The following is a 15,373-nucleotide window of genomic DNA, read 5'->3' on the forward strand; positions in this document are numbered from 1 at the left end:
CGGAAAATTCTGCCACAAGAGACTGCGAAACGCGATGAATGACACACCGGGATCGGCGTCCTTTGTGATCCCTACGATGAACGAAGAAGACACGATCGCGACGCTGGTCGAACAGATTGATGCGGTTTGCGGTGAACTGGGACTACGGCATGACATCCTGTTCGTTGACGACGGTTCGACCGACCAAACCTGGCCACGAATCGTCGAACTGGCGGAACGTTTGGACCATGTGCGAGGCTTCCGCTTTCGACGAAACTTTGGCAAAGCTGCCGCGCTAGCTGCCGGATTCGCGCGTGCCGAAGGAGAGGTTGTCTTCACCCTGGATGCGGACCTTCAAGACGACCCGGTCGAGATCCCGAAGTTCCTCGATAAACTGGCCGAAGGCAACGATGTGGTCAGCGGATGGAAACAAAAACGCAACGACCCGCTGGACAAAACGCTGCCCAGCAAGGTGTTTAACTGGTTGGTCAGTCGATTGACCGGCGTGAAATTGAACGATCATAACTGCGGCTTCAAAGCCTATCGCCAAGCGGTCACCAAAGACGTCACGCTGTACGGCGAACGCCATCGATTTGTACCGGTGTTGGCCGCCGCCCGCGGGTGGCGAATCGGCGAAGTACCGGTCGTCCATCATGCCCGCCAATTTGGCCAGAGCAAGTACGGTGTGTCGCGTTTGGCCAAAGGTTTTCTTGACCTGCTATCGATCTTCTTTTTAACGACCTTTGGCAAACGCCCGTTCCACTTTATCGGTGCGATCGGAATGCTCTTCTTCATCACCGGTGGGTTGGGCATGGTGTACCTTTCGTGCCACCGCATTTTGTCTTGGCAAATCGAGTCATTAGAAGATTTCCATCTGCATCGATCGCCGCTGTTTTATTACTGCATCACCGCGCTGCTGCTGGGGTCACAGTTGTTTTTAGCGGGTCTGTTGTCGGAGTTAATCGTATCGCTGTCAGAGCACTCCAAGTCGCCATACAGCATCGCCGAAGAAACGGAGACGACCGATGAGCGAGGTTGACCCCAATTCGAAAGGCGTTCGCGGAATCTACGCGCTGTTGATCATCGCGACCCTGGCCGTCGTGTCGGGGCGAATCGCGGTTGTAATCAGCCGCGAAGGCGACACGGCATTCCTGAGCGCAAATGATCGTTCGCGGTGGTGCACCATCGCCGCGTTGGTCGAATATGGCACCTACGAAATCGACGACTACCTGAACCGTCGCGGTGCCAAACAAAACCGTCGTCCGTGGGCCACGATTGACTTGGTGCGGCACGTCGGCGACGACGGAAAGCTGCATTACTACAGCAGTAAGCCGCCGCTGTTGCCGACAATTTATGCCGGTGTCTACTACTGTGTGGCCAATACGATGGGGATGTGGCTGAGTGACCAGCCGATCTACTTGGGACGTGTCATCTTGTGGTTGGTTAATGTACCGACGCTGGCAATCTATCTGCTGGCAACGATCTTCTCGGTCGATCGACTGTCGTTGCGTCCGTGGGCGAAGTGTTTTCTTGCCACCGCGACTTGCCTGGGAACGATGCTGCTTCCTTTTTCGATCTCGCTTAGCAATCACCTGCCCGCGGCGGCATCGGCGGCAACGGTGATGGCAATTTATGTCGGATCGATGGACCGCAAATTAGGCTTCGGTTGGTGGCTGCTGGCCGGTTTGGCAGGAGGTTTTTTGGCTGCCAACGAACTTCCGGCACTTTCGATGACGGTGTTCTTTGGCGGGTTGCTCTTGCTGGTCCGACGCGAAGGATTGGTCGGATATACACTGGGGGTCGTGGTCGTCGCCGTTGCGTTTTTCGGCACCAACTGGATTGCCCACCATAGCTTGCGTCCCCCTTACACCCACCGTGGCAACGGACCGATCATCGCGGCACGAGCGACGTCGCCGGATCAGACGCCTGAAGCGACAAAGGCTTGGCTGGTCGAACAATCACTGGCAAGCAATTCGTCCACCGTCCAGCAATTCGAATCGCGCGAACCGAATCGTCGACGTGTCCTCGTCGATGGGTCGCAACAGTACGCATTGATTCGTCATCCCAATGGCTCGACTGAACTGCGGCACTGGGATGATTGGTATGACTATCCCAGCAGCTATTGGGTCGACGGTCGACGCAGGGGCGTCGATCTTGGTGAACCCTCACGCTTGGTTTATTTCGCCAACATGACCATCGGTCACTATGGGCTGTTCTCGCTGACGCCATTGTGGTGCCTGGTTCCCTTTGGTCTGGCAGGACTGTTTCGAGTTGAGCGCCGCGAACATCAACTGTTGCTAGCAGCTATCGGAACCGCGTCGATCGTCTGCATCGCATTTTATGTGATGCGCCCGGAAATCGATCGCAACTATGGCGGCGTCAGCGTGTGCTTTCGTTGGATGCTTTGGTTCGCACCGCTTTGGCTGTTAACGCTCAGTCACCCGGTAAACTGGCTATCGGAGAGAAACTGGGGAAGAGGCCTCGCGTTATTGTTGCTTGCATTCAGCGTGTTCTCAGTCTCGACCGCACTGCAAGGCCCCTGGCAGTCCCCTTGGCTGTACCGTTTCTGGCAGTTTTTGGGGTGGATTACAGCCTGAAGCGGGCACTAGTATCTGTGCTTTGATGGCAGCGGTCTCGGCCGCACCGGATGCAGGTTTCGTCCCCCCAAGTCGACGGCGGGGCGACGGCTTAGCAAGTCTCCCCCCCCTCGTCATAGAATCGTAAACGCGTGAACGGCAAGGACGCCGAATCGATCAAACGTGCGCCAACGGGAAAGACGTCTCGTTGGATGGTGGTCGTTTTGTTGATTGCGGCGATCGTTTTCCTGGTTCGCTTCATTGGCCCCCAGACCGTCGGAAACCAAATTCGGCGTCATGCGCAGGATATACTCCGCGAGAAGTATCCAGGACTGGAAGTCAGCATTGGTCACGGCCGGGTCGAACCGAGTGTCGGTCTGATTCTCGAAGACATCCGTCTGGGTGTGCCAACCGAACACGTTTCGGCGATTCCGGTAATCGAACAAGCGATCGAACGACTAGGCCTAACCGATGGCCCTTCGCGGGAGCTTCTGCGGATCGACCGGGTGGTCGTATTTGCGAAAGCCGACTTGGCAAAATTGCTCGACAAGGAAAACCCGATTGTCACCAAGCGGGTGTTGATCAGTGGGGTTCGCGGGCATGCTTGGTTGGAATCGGACGGAAAACTTTCCTTGGAACGGTTATATCCGCCCCCGAAATTTGGCGACGATATCTGCCCCCGACTTGAGATCCGCAACGCCCAACTTACTTACGAATCGAAGGTCGAAGGCAGTCGTCCGATTCAGGTCGACGTGACGAAGGCGGTGATGCTCAATCATGTCGTCACCCACGACACCGGGAACACATCCCAGGCGGTTGCGTGCAAGACATCGATCCAAGCCATCGGCGCGTCGACGCTCGCCGACAGCTTTAGTGTCCAGATGGACTTGGTCGGACGCAGCGGCAAAGTATCGTGCGACATCAAGGGTGCCCGCTTCGACGGGAACCTAGTCGATCAGATCCCGCCACCGTACCGAGAGCGACTCAAATCGATCGAACACGTTCGTGGTCTGCAACTGACTGCCGACACCACCGTGACGGCAGATCTACGCTCTGGAAAGCTTGGCGGTGTGAACGTCGAAAGCAAAGTTCACAGCGGTTCCTTTCATCACCCCGCGTCGGTCATGCCGGTCCAGGGAATTCGTGGAATCGTGACCGCATCGATCAATGAAACCGGTCACCCCAAGGTCCGTTTCGACGCCTGCCAAGGTTATTGGGGTGAAGCGCGTTTGGTATTCGGTGGCCAGATCGAAGCGATGACCGGAGTCGCTGGTTTTGCCAATTCAACCACGTCGGCGAACACATCGTTCGCTCTGGATCGACTTCGCGGCGGAGTAGACGTTTCGGTCTATGACTTGATGCTCGATCAGCGATTCGCCGCGGTGATCCCGGAGAAGCTAAAGGACGGCTGGAGGAAACTGGAACCGAGTGGCATGATCGATGTCCCGCGGGCTCGCTTTGATCTGATCGCGGGCAAGATTGAAACCAGTGCCGAACTTCGCTGCAAAGGCGTCGACATTAATTTTGACAAGTTTCCCTACCCCGTACGTCAGCTCAGCGGAACGGTGACCGTCGATTCAGGTCGTTTAAAAAGCACGTTGATGAGCGGGCGAGTGGGCGGCCGCTTGATGCAGTGCCTCTTTGACGTTCCCTCAAAGCCTCAGCCCCGCGAGCCGATGGTCTTTTCCGTCGCCATGGACGCCCCGATCGCGATCAACAATGACTTGCTAAACGCGTTGACGCCGCGTGGAGAATCGACGACTAAACTGGAGCAGTTCGTTCGCTCACTCAATCCACTCGGTGGAGTTCACCTGGTCCGCGGAACGTTGCGGACAGACGCCGATGGCAGCAAGCATCGGAATTTCGAATTGCAGATTAGCGATGGAACGTTGCGATTCGATCATTTCCCTTATCCGCTTCACAACGTCACGGGAAACATCCAAGTTCAGGATCACTTGGTTAAGCTGACGGGATTCCAGGGCGCCAATTCCAACGGCGGACTGATTCAGTGTGATGGCACATACCGCATGCCAATCCCACGGGAACAGCAGGGCGGGCCGGCGACACCGCGAACGGCTCCCCCCGGTGACGCGATGGAGTTGAACTTTGACGCGATGAGTATCGCCCTTGATGAAGCCTTGCGGAGGGCGCTTCCGGAAACATCACAGGAGACTTGGGATAGTTTGGCACCCAGTGGTGTGCTTGATCAGCTAAAAATCAATGTCGTCCGCCGCGGTCATGGGACACCGCTAGATCTAGGCGTTGTCGCGCGGCAGTACGATCATCACCAAGTGGGCGCGGAAACCCTGCGTCTGCAACCGAGATCGTTACCGTACCGTTTGGATATCACGCAGGGGTTGATGCGGTATGAAAAGGGCAGCGTCTACATCGATTCGGTTCATGCCGAACACGGCGGCACGAACGTTTCTGCCGACGGCAGTTGTAAACGCATTTCTGATGGGCGTTGGCTGTTGGCGATCGACGTTCACAACGGCAGTCGGCTCGTTCCGGATGCGGAACTCGCCGCCGCGCTCCCCGAGCAAATGAGGGCAGCGGTTCGCGAACTGAATCTGCGCGGACCGGTCGGATTAAGCGGATTGACCGAGACCTTGCTTTCTGATGCGACACACCCCGATCCGGTATTTGGTTGGGACTTAAAGCTACAACTTGAAGGCAACCGCATCGGTGACGTTGGTCCTGTCCATTCGTTGCGAGGTGAACTGGACATCCGTGGCCGCAAAGACGCCTCCGGCATTTCTGCCCAAGGCGAAGTCCAGATCGATTCGATGCACGTCGACGAATTACAAATCACACAGATCCGCGGGCCATTCCAAATCCGTGACGAGCGTCTGCGTTTGGGTCTCCGCCAAACCGGTACGGCGGAGGCACGACCGATCGAAGGGCAATTGTTTGACGGTAGTTTGCGTGTTGATGGACTGATGACATTGTCCGACGCAAGTTTTAACGTCCAGATGTCACTCGCCGATGCTTCCGTTCCCGTCGCACTTTCCGAACTCGGGCAAGCCGAACAGGCGCTTGCCGGAACGCTTGACGCGAACATGAACCTTGAAGGCGTGCTCGGAACGCGGGACCTGCTGCGAGGACGCGGCAAAGCGACAATCGGCGGCGCGAACCTATATCAGTTGCCGGTCTTGGTCCAGCTACTCAATGTGCTCTCAATCACTCCCAACGAAGAATCTGCGTTCACCAACGCCGAGATCGATTACACGTTGATCGAGGACCAAGTCGAGTTCAACAACTTGAAACTCTGGGGCAGCCTGATCGCACTTCACGGCAGCGGAACGATGGACCGACGCCGCAACATCGACCTGACGTTCAATACACGCGTCTCGCCCCGGAACACCTTCACTCGAATCCTCCGACCGCTCGCTGCCGATCGCTACACGCTGTGGACGGTCGAAGTCGCCGGGCCGATCAACGACCCGACGATCCAGCGAAAGGCACTTGAGAACGTCGGCCTGCGGTTCGAAAAACTGTTCGAAGGCATGACCCCACCGCGCGAGCCGAAGCGAAAAGATCGCACGGCAGGCGTCGGCAGAATGCTGCAGTGATCGTAACCGGTCGGTCGGACTAGCTGACTTCGACGCAGTTACAAACCTGGCCCAAAACGCCCGCTTGGCGAATGGCCGGTACCAACGCTTGTTTCAGTGCTACCGTTGGCAACTGACCACGAAGTACAATTCGTGATCCTTCCATTGTGATATCCAATTCCATCCGAAACTCGGCGAGTTCGCGGTGATTCGACAAAACAGAGTCGATTCGGTGGATCGTTTGGGCGCTACGCCCATCGCGTGTGATCGTGGTAGCCATCGGCCTACTCTCCCAACTGACGAGATTCTGTTCCTGACGCTAATGCTCAGCGAATCCGGCCAGCGGATGTTTCTGGAGAAACGGGACTATGAATGGGGCGGAGTGATAACAGGAGCCGGCCTGGGCGTCGAGATGAATCGGCCAAGCTAATTCCCGAATGTTGAAAAACGCGTAATGCGCCCTCAACAACCGTAATCGTCACTTAACGCTAATCCAATGCTCGAAAATTCCATCGAAAAAAATAAACTTTTCTGCCAAGTCACCATCCAGGAACGGTTTGGGTTCAGTTTTTCGGCTTGTGATCGAGAGGGTTTCCCGGCAGCGTGACATGTAATCGCGACGGTGCCGGGCTGCCGTTTTCACGATTACGCTGATACGATCAGAGCTTTCCGATGCGGCCTTATTGACGGCTGACTTAGATCGTCACCATTCCAACCCACTGAGGGGAACGTAGTCCATGGCAGTCGAAATTCACGCGGTGTATTCGGGATCCTTAGGTTGTAAAGCAACGCATGGGCCGAGTCGTCGCGAACTGGAAACCGATGCGCCGGTCGACAACGGCGGGAAAGGCGAATCGTTCTCCCCCACGGACTTGGTCGCAACTGCACTGGGGACCTGCATTCTGACAATCCTGGGACTTGTCAGTGAGCGACATGACTTGGATTTGACCGGAACCGAAGTCCGTGTGACCAAAGAAATGATCCAAAAACCGGTGCGACGCATCGGCGCGCTTCGCTGTGTCGTTGCCATCCCAGCTGGCCTAGTAGAAGAACCAGCGATGAGGACACGCCTGGAAACCGCGGCGCGACATTGTCCGGTTCACCAAAGCCTCCACCCAGACATCGATGCCCCAATCGAATTTCTCTACGGCTGAGGATCGGAATGCCTCGGAAATCGTTTCAATACCAACTTACGTGACCGCCGGCTGTGATCAACGGTTGAGAAGCCGCCCGCGTTTTTGACAGGTTCGGTTCACCGTGTTCTGATTAGCCTACGAAGCTATTTGCGACCCCTCGTCTTGCTACCGCTAGCGGAAAGGTGAAGCCGAATGCACGACCCCAATGCCAAAGCATTCGGTTGTGTTGGGACCAAGCCCCCGCATCCGTTCCCGCCTTCACTTTCGAACGCTTTAGACATCTAAATCGTCAAGCTGATCGAGCAGCTCGTTCAGCGTGTCGTCGGTCGGATCTTGGTTCAGAGTGATAGGGGGGTGCTTGGTCTTGGAATTTGGCACTGACGAAACAGTGTTCGCAGGGGGATGATTCGGTGCGGCTTTCTCAACGCCAGCGTTTTGCGGTGCAGGCTTTGGCGGTGCAAGCCCGCCAAGTGAAACCGTCTTGACGCTAAGCGAATCTCGAATTCGATCCAGTTCGGCAACGATCCGTTTGGCATCACGATGGTCGTTGAGATCGAACAGGAACAAACGGCGGCGATGAGCTGAATCCGGCGGCCCCGGATCGGGGTCGAGCTGATGGGCACAGCGGTAACCTTGAAATTCGATCCCCTGAAGTGTCGTGAATAGTTCTTCCGGGGTTCGCCAATCGAGTACGGCGGCTGGCACGGTGATTCCTGCGAGCGTCATCCGATCAGTTGAATCAGGTGCAAGCGAATCGAATCGGTCGACGAGGGTCAAATCCAATCCTGGGTGTCCGATCAACGAGGCCACCAAAGCCTCGGCGACGGCGCTACCGTTGGCAGGGCTATTCTGGACAAGGATAACGGGGAGACGCATGAGATGCCGCCGTGAAATTAGACCACCGATTGTGGTCCGCTGGAGTGCGCGTCCTCGACCAGATCGTACATTTCAAACCATAGATCTCGGACGTTGGTTTTCGGCGTCACCCTACATTGCTTGAGGTAACTGTCAACTAGCTTGCGAATTTCGTAAGGAGTGTCTGCAAGCAGATCACCGGCAAGCGATTGGATCAACTTCGACGTCGGCTTGGTTTCATGAATCGTACTCCATCCCGTCATCCGCTGATGCGACGTCGCAAGAATGGTGATTTTCTTAGCCGCGGCCGTCTTGAGGATCCGCAATCTCGATACCCGATAAAGCTGTTCCCAGCCATCGACGATCAACAAGCCTTCACGCGGCAATTCGGCCAGCTCCTTGCGAATTCTGCCACTCGCACGAGACCGTTCTTTCATTCGTCCGATCCATCCGATCGAAGGGTCGTTGTTGATCTGATGAAACGCGACCATCGGATAACTTCGCTGCAACTTCGGAAGAAACGTGTGTAGCAGCGTCGACTTGCCGGTTCCGTGTGGCCCTAGGATCAATCCGCGACGGGTTTTCCGAAGCGTTGCCAGTAAACCTTCCAGATGCATCTCAACGGTCTGCGGGTTCCCTCCACTGACGCCATGGTTGAACCGATAGCGAACCTTCGACGGCGCAATAAAGCTGGTCGAAAACGGATTGGAAAGCTGATATTCGAATGCAGGTTTCAAAGCAGTGTCTTTCTAGATTGAAACCCGGTGTCAGGCGATCGCCGAACACCGATTCAGGAATCCCCATCAGAGCTGGTTGATTATAGCGAATTCGGACGACTGGGTGGACACATGAACCCGGTGAAATAGCATTCCGCCTACCAGTGCACCGTCAACTCACCGCGATCCGTGTTACGGGAATTTACGCAGTTGCTAAAGCAGGAAATAGCTCACCGTCGCGACGACAATGACACCAATGAGGTTTAGCGCAAAGCCTTCACGAACCATTTCACTGACACGAATCTTGCCGCTGGCAAAGACAATCGCGTTGGGGAACGTCGCCGCGGGCATCATGAACGCAAAACTGGCGCTGATCGTCGCCGGGATCATGATTAACTTTGGGTCATCGGCCGGAATCAGTGCCAGAATTGGCAACAGCAAATTGGCCGTTGCCGTGTTGCTGGTCACCTCGGTTAAAAATGTCACCGCAAGGCAGATGACCGCAACGATCCAGAACGGATGCAGATCTCCCAGTCCAGAAAGCTGTTGTCCGATCATCAGACTGATTCCGGTCGAACGAAAGGCTTCGGCAATCGCGAACCCACCGGCGCACAACAGCAGAATCCCCCAAGGTATCCGGACCGCATCGTTCCACGTGAGCAACATTTCTCCCTTGCCATTTGGGATCAGATGCATTGCGACGACAGCCAACAACGCGACGCTGGAATCGTGAGCATCGGGAAGATGCAACCACGTGCTCCAGCCTCCAAACGGCGCCGTTCGTGTCACCCATAGCGTGGCGGTGATTGCGAACACTGCGAGCGTACGTTTTTCCTCCGAACGCCAGGCACCGACTTCCGGCATGGTCAGTCGTTCTCGACTGGGTAGTCGGCGGGTTAACCAAAGTGCCTGGATCGGCAGCATGATCGCGATGATGGGCCAAGTCCATGCGGCCCATTGCAAAAAAGACGGTTCGGGGCCGCCGATTTTCTTGTAGTTGTCGATAAAGATCAGGTTGGGCGGTGTACCGATCGGTGTACCAGTTCCGCCGACGCTAGCGGCAAACGCAATCCCCATCAACAGACAGGGCGCCAGTGCAGTATTGGATGACCGATCGACCACGGCTAGCGCAATCGGCAACATCATCAACGCCGTCGCGCCGTTGGAAATCCACATGCTTAAGACCGCCGCGGCGGCCATGAATCCGAACACGACGCGGCGCGGGTCGGCGCCGCTTTCACCATGTCCGCCGAACAGACGAACCATGATCAGTGCCAACCGTCGATGCGCATTGCTGCGTTCCATCGCCATCGACAACATCAACCCGCCCATAAACAACAGGACCAGTTGGTGACCAAACGCGCCGGCGATTTGGGACGAAGAAAGCACCCCGGTCGCCGGAAAGATTGCCAGCGGAAGCAGCGAGGTGACAGCGATCGGAATCGGTTCGGTGATCCACCAAACCGCGCACCAAGTGACGATGGCGGCGGCAATCGCGACCGGTGACTGATGCCCATAAGCGATCAACGCTCCCCCGACGACGATGGCCGCGAGTGGACCGCCGACAATCGCAAAAACGTTGACTCGATTCTTTCGAGGGACTGACTTGGGATCCGCGGTCACCGCGTCGCTTAACTCCTAATTCGATCTGGAAAAAGGCCCGAGGGCATCGCGATTAGCTTTCCATAACCTCGGCTTCACGCGTTTTCGCCAATTCGTTGACCTGCTCTTCGTACTTCTTGGTCAACTCTTGGACTTCATCTTTCGTCTTGTCGCGATCATCCTCCGACAGCTCCTTGTCCTTTTCCAACTGGTCGGCTTGCTTGTTCGCATCGCGACGGATGTTACGGATCGAAATTTTGGCGTCTTCGGCGAGTTCCTTGATGCGAGAGACCATTTTCTTTCGCACGTCAGTCGATAAGGCGGGAACGTTCAGTCGGATCACCCGGCCGTCGTTTTGAGGGTTCAGGCCGAGGTCGCTTCCGACAATCGCTTTTTCAATATCCTTGATCGTCCCCGCGTCATACGGGCGAATCAAAATCTGCTGCGGCTCGGGTACACCGATCGAAGCAAGTTGCTTCAGCGGTGACGTCGAACCGTAAGCTTCCACTTTAAGCGAATCAACCAAACCCGGGGTCGCACGGCCGGTTCGAATTCCCGAGAGTTGGTTTCCCAACACGGCAATCGCCTTTTCCATGCGTTCTTCGGCATCCATCAGAGTTTCTTCAGCGGACATGATGAGCATCCTTGGGTTTAAGGTTGGAATGGTGTCGAACGAGAAAGTTTAGCGTCTTTTCCAGGCCGGTTTGAAGGTGGGCAAACGCCACGCCGACGATCAGCTTACAATTTGGGCTGATTCTGCGTTTCTAAGCGCCTCGTCCGAAAATCACGGTCCCAACACGACGACGTCGTGCCATTGGCGCCAATCCCAGCAAAAATGCGGGGCCGCGTTCAACGATGTCGGCTCGCGAGCAAGGTGGAGCAATTTTCGGCGAGGTCTAATTCGATTGGCTGGAACAATTCCCCAAAACACACCATGCGAAATTTGATTGCTCTGCCTTTAAATACTCTGCCTGCGCTTGTTTTCCTGCTCTTCGCGTTGACTTCCATCGGCTCCGCTACCGCCGAGGCTGCCGAAAAACTGCCGAACATTCTGATCGTTTTGGTCGACGACATGGGCTATGGCGATCCCGGCTGTTTTAACCCGGAAAGCAAGATCCCTACGCCAAACATCGACCGGCTGGCCGCCGAGGGGATGAAATTTACCGACGCCCACGCTTCAGGTCCGCTTTGTCACATGTCACGATACGGCCTGATGACCGGTCGCTATCCATTCCGGATTAACGTGGGCAAGTGGTCGCAGCAACCGTTGATCGAGGAAAACGAAGTCACTCTACCGTCGCTGCTTCGTGACGCCGGTTACCGAACTGCGATGGTTGGCAAGTGGCACGTTGGATTTGAAGAGAAAGGCTACGACCGCCCACTCCGAGGCGGGCCGGCCGACCGGGGCTTCGATACCTTCTTTGGGATCCGAGCCTCGACGGACATTCCACCATATTTCTACATTCGCGATCGAGAAGCAATTTCGCCGCCGTCTGAATCGATCGAGGCTAATCAAAGCGGCGGGCACTGGAACGAAATTCAAGGAGCCTTTTGGCGAGCCGGTGGCATTGCTCCGGAGTTGGACCTCGTCGACGTCACCCCACGATTCACCGAGGAAGCATGCCGTGTGATTGAATCGCATCAAGAAAATCACAAGCCACTGATGCTCTATCTGGCGTACCCGTCGCCGCACACTCCCTGGTTGCCGACGAAAGCGTTCCAGGGTCAATCGGGAGCCGGAATGTACGGCGACTTCATGACAATGGTCGATTCGATGATCGGCCAGGTGCTCGATACGCTGGAATCATCGGGCATGAAAGACAATACCATGGTGATTTTTACGAGCGACAACGGCCCGACTTGGTACGACAAGGACGTTCAAAAGTTCGGTCATGATAGTGCCGCAGGGTTACGAGGCATGAAAGCAGATGCCTGGGAAGCAGGCCACCGCATGCCCATGATCGTTCGCTGGCCCGGTGTCGTCGAACCGCAATCAACGTCGAGTGCCCTAATCAGCTTCGTTGACTTCCTCGCAACGATGGATGAGCTGGTCGATTCGAAGCACTGCGTGGGGAACGTTTCGGATGCAGGCCCTGACAGCTTCAGTTTCCTGAGCGAATTAACCGGCAAACCTTCCGATCGGCCGCGACGACCTTCGCTCGCACTCAAAAGCGGTCGCGGTTTGATGACCTATCGACGCGGACCTTGGAAGTTGATCGAAGGGGACGGCTCTGGCGGCTTTAGTGACCGCGGTAAAAAACTCGATCGCAACAAGCCGTACCGCGGGCAACTTTATCATCTTCAAGACGACCTCGGCGAAACGAATAACTTGATCGAACGCCAGCCAGAAATCCTTGCATCACTTCGCGAGGAACTCGCCGAGATCGTCGACGCAAACCGATCGAGATAGCATGATCGGCTTCGCTTATCCCATGTGAAGCATTCAGTCCAGTCGAACAGATCCCGCCTCCTCCCAATCGATTGCTTTCATGCTCGCGTTAGTCGACGAACGTCAAAATCTTAGTGTTTCATTTCATCAAAAAACACAAGTGTTCATTTTCAGCCGATGGGCACTCGCTGCGGTTATTCCCAAGACACCACAGTTGACGCCGATCGGCTATGCAACCTTTATAGATTGACGAGACACTCAAACCGCAACATGGCTCGAAGCTAACCGAGGACGACCGAATGATAGATCTCTTGCGTCTACATTGTCACAGCAGCGTTGATTGAAGCGTCCGGCGTCGGGCGTTCACCCTGCCAATACGCCTTACCTGCCTTGACGAGGTACTTGATTCCTTGCAACCCCGAGTTATCCCAATACTCACCACGGGCCGGATCAATACGCAGCAAGATGATTGATGGGTCTGACTTTCCTTCCGGGAACCATACCTTGAATGCTTCGTTCCACAAATCATCGACTTTCTGACGGTCTTCAACGGCCTGGCATTTTCCTGTCACGGATACGAACTTGTTGGAACTTTGCATCGTGACCGCGACGTCTTGATCGAGCATCAGGTCGGCAATTTTCCCAGAGTTCCGGTCGCTTACGAACCAAAGTGTGCCATTTTCCTCTACATCGGCAATGGCCATCGGTCGAGCGTCCAACTCACCGGCACTGGTTCGTGTGACAAGCATGGCGTTGTTAAAGTCTTCTAGCAAACTGATCAGTTTTTCGTGCTTATCCATTGCATGGCTCCTTGTGGCTTTGGTTTCTGCGTGGCATAGGTTTTTGCCGAAGAAGTCTGGCGTGCACGATTAAGGCACCCAACTTCCGATCACTCCACAGGTAGCGTGCAAGCAATGTGCCAAACCATTTAGCTCGCCGCGTCCTTTTCCACGGCACGCTTGATACCTCGCAACATGACAGGGAACACAATCCAGTGCAGCGGATAAACGGAGTACCAATAGGCCAAGCCAAGTAAACCGCGTGGGCGGAACCTTGCGGTCATATCAATCCGTGAGGCATCCTCTTCGGTCCTGGAAACAACGAAATCCAGTTCAGCCTCGCCGGGTAGCCACATTTCGGCCCGCAACCGCAACTGCTCATTTGGAGTCATCTTGGTGACTCGCCAAAAATCGACCGCTTCTCCGAAGTGAAGTTCGGTAGGATGCCGCCTTCCTCGTCGCAAACCGGGGCCGCCGATCAGTTGATCAAGCCAACCACGCAGGGTCCAGAGCGGTCCTGCGCCCCAGTAACCATGCTGGCCGCCGATCGATTTGATCTCGTCAAATGTGTCTTCGACGGGGGCATCAACGATCACGCTGCGTTCGTCTTTTAATGTCGTCCCGCCGGCCCAGTCGGGATCGTGTGGCATCTCGCCTGCCGTCGACCAGCGGGTTTCAACCAAGCCTTCACGTGTCCTCCCAATCGCCGCTTCGATCGCATCTTCGATCGTCAAGCATTCGCCGGGCATCAATTTCAACGCGTCGTCATTACGGCATACGGTTCGGTTCCGCAGTCCTTCTGCCAACGGGCGAGCGATCCGGCTACTGACGGGAGTGACCAACCCGATCCATAGGCTGCTGAGTTTCGGCGTCAGCACAGGAATCGGGAAAATCTTGCGGTGGGACAGTCCCAGCTTGTTTGCCGCAATTTGCATGATCTGCTGATAGGTCATGACACCACGGCCGCCAATATCAATCGTGCGACCTGCGGTTTCGGGAATCGTCAGACAGTCAACTAAATAGCGCAGCACGTCTCGAATCGCTATCGGTTGTGTTTCCGTAGTCACCCATCGCGGGGTGATCATGATCGGCAATCGTTCGACTAAATAACGCAGCGTCTCGAATGAAGCCGATCCCGAACCGATGATCATCGCGGCCCGGAATACCGTCGTCTCGATCGTTCCGCCCTGCAGAATGTCTGCCACCTCGCGTCGGCTGTTGAGGTGATTGGACAAGTTCTCACCCAATTCGCCGAGGCCGCCAAGATAGATGATCCGGCGACAGCTTGATTCCTCGGCCGCTCGCAGAAATGCCGTTGCCAACTCGCGATCACGCTCGGCGTATGAACCGCCAGCGGACTGCATCGAGTGAACGAGATAATAAGCCACGTCGACACCTTCGAGCGCCGACCGCAACTTGTCTTCGTCGTTGATCCCGCCTTCAACCACTCGCAGCTTAGGATCCTTGTTCCACGAGAACTTGGCAAGTTTTCCGGGGCTGCGAACCAAGCAGACGACTTCGTACCCCTCATCGAGTAACTGCCGGACCAATCGGCCACCGACGTACCCCGTCGCTCCGCACACAAGAATTTTTTCTGGCTTGTTCATGTGTGCCTGGATGTGCAAACGCTATTCCCGATCGACTTCGTTCAACTGGATTGGACGCCGCTCAAGTTTTCCGCTGATCGCACAAACGCAACCATAAGCGACGTCGGAACGAGTTTACCGAAACTATCGGCGGACGGGTGTTCCCGAAACGCTCCGCGCGTTCCGCTACCAGCGAACTAGTTT

12 protein-coding genes are annotated in these 15,373 nt (G+C 55.7%); 5 read left to right on the forward strand and 7 right to left on the reverse strand.

Translation table 11 applies throughout. The annotated features are described in order from the left end of the window. Positions 1-34 precede the first annotated feature (34 nt). The 3 genes from FYC48_RS06480 (at position 35) to FYC48_RS06490 (ending at position 6,127) form a co-directional block, all read left to right on the forward strand. Positions 35-1,018 (forward strand): glycosyltransferase family 2 protein, encoded by a 984-nt coding sequence (locus tag FYC48_RS06480; RefSeq protein ID WP_149495894.1) that lies wholly within the window; start codon positions 35-37, stop codon positions 1,016-1,018. Then, entirely contained in the window at positions 1,005-2,576 is a 1,572-nt protein-coding gene (locus FYC48_RS06485; protein ID WP_235034120.1) for a hypothetical protein, read from the forward strand. Before FYC48_RS06480 ends, FYC48_RS06485 begins: the two co-directional genes overlap by 14 nt. A 131-nt stretch (positions 2,577-2,707) precedes the next feature. After that, positions 2,708-6,127, forward strand: coding sequence for a CBS domain-containing protein (locus tag FYC48_RS06490; protein WP_149495895.1), 3,420 nt, complete (start codon positions 2,708-2,710; stop codon positions 6,125-6,127). Between the two features lie 19 nt (positions 6,128-6,146). Here the strand turns inward: FYC48_RS06490 and FYC48_RS06495 are convergent, their stop codons facing one another. After that, positions 6,147-6,386, reverse strand: coding sequence for a hypothetical protein (locus FYC48_RS06495; protein WP_149495896.1), 240 nt, complete (start codon positions 6,384-6,386; stop codon positions 6,147-6,149). Positions 6,387-6,843: 457 nt separating this feature from the next. On the opposite strand from FYC48_RS06495, the gene FYC48_RS06500 reads away from it, so the two are divergent. Beyond that, positions 6,844-7,260, forward strand: coding sequence for an OsmC family protein (locus FYC48_RS06500; protein ID WP_149495897.1), 417 nt, complete (start codon positions 6,844-6,846; stop codon positions 7,258-7,260). Positions 7,261-7,515: 255 nt separating this feature from the next. On the opposite strand, the gene FYC48_RS06505 is transcribed toward FYC48_RS06500, so the two are convergent. The 4 genes from FYC48_RS06505 to frr form a co-directional block, all read right to left on the reverse strand. Further along, positions 7,516-8,118 carry a hypothetical protein gene (locus tag FYC48_RS06505; protein ID WP_149495898.1) on the reverse strand — a complete coding sequence of 201 codons (603 nt, stop codon included), beginning with the start codon at positions 8,116-8,118 and terminating at the stop codon, positions 7,516-7,518. A gap of 17 nt (positions 8,119-8,135) precedes the next feature. Next, positions 8,136-8,834 (reverse strand): ATP-binding protein, encoded by a 699-nt coding sequence (locus FYC48_RS06510; RefSeq protein WP_149495899.1) that lies wholly within the window; start codon positions 8,832-8,834, stop codon positions 8,136-8,138. Positions 8,835-9,026: 192 nt separating this feature from the next. After that, positions 9,027-10,436, reverse strand: a complete 1,410-nt coding sequence (locus FYC48_RS06515) for an SLC13 family permease (RefSeq protein ID WP_149495900.1) — start codon at positions 10,434-10,436, stop codon at positions 9,027-9,029. A gap of 52 nt (positions 10,437-10,488) precedes the next feature. After that, positions 10,489-11,049: a ribosome recycling factor gene (gene frr, locus FYC48_RS06520; protein WP_149495901.1), complete on the reverse strand. Its 561-nt coding sequence runs from the start codon at positions 11,047-11,049 to the stop codon at positions 10,489-10,491. A gap of 300 nt (positions 11,050-11,349) precedes the next feature. Here frr and FYC48_RS06525 point away from each other — a divergent pair, with 300 nt between their 5' ends. Beyond that, the gene (locus FYC48_RS06525; protein ID WP_149495902.1) at positions 11,350-12,825 is read left to right on the forward strand and encodes a sulfatase family protein; all 1,476 of its coding nucleotides are present in this window, start codon (positions 11,350-11,352) and stop codon (positions 12,823-12,825) included. Between the two features lie 296 nt (positions 12,826-13,121). Here FYC48_RS06525 and FYC48_RS06530 read toward each other — a convergent pair whose 3' ends face one another. After that, the gene (locus FYC48_RS06530; RefSeq protein ID WP_149495903.1) at positions 13,122-13,604 is read right to left on the reverse strand and encodes a pyridoxamine 5'-phosphate oxidase family protein; all 483 of its coding nucleotides are present in this window, start codon (positions 13,602-13,604) and stop codon (positions 13,122-13,124) included. A gap of 128 nt (positions 13,605-13,732) precedes the next feature. Then, positions 13,733-15,190 carry an SDR family oxidoreductase gene (locus FYC48_RS06535; protein ID WP_149495904.1) on the reverse strand — a complete coding sequence of 486 codons (1,458 nt, stop codon included), beginning with the start codon at positions 15,188-15,190 and terminating at the stop codon, positions 13,733-13,735. Between the last annotated feature and the right edge of the window lie 183 nt (positions 15,191-15,373).

The organism is Roseiconus lacunae (genome assembly GCF_008312935.1).
Taxonomy (GTDB): Bacteria; Planctomycetota; Planctomycetia; order Pirellulales; family Pirellulaceae; genus Stieleria; species Stieleria lacunae.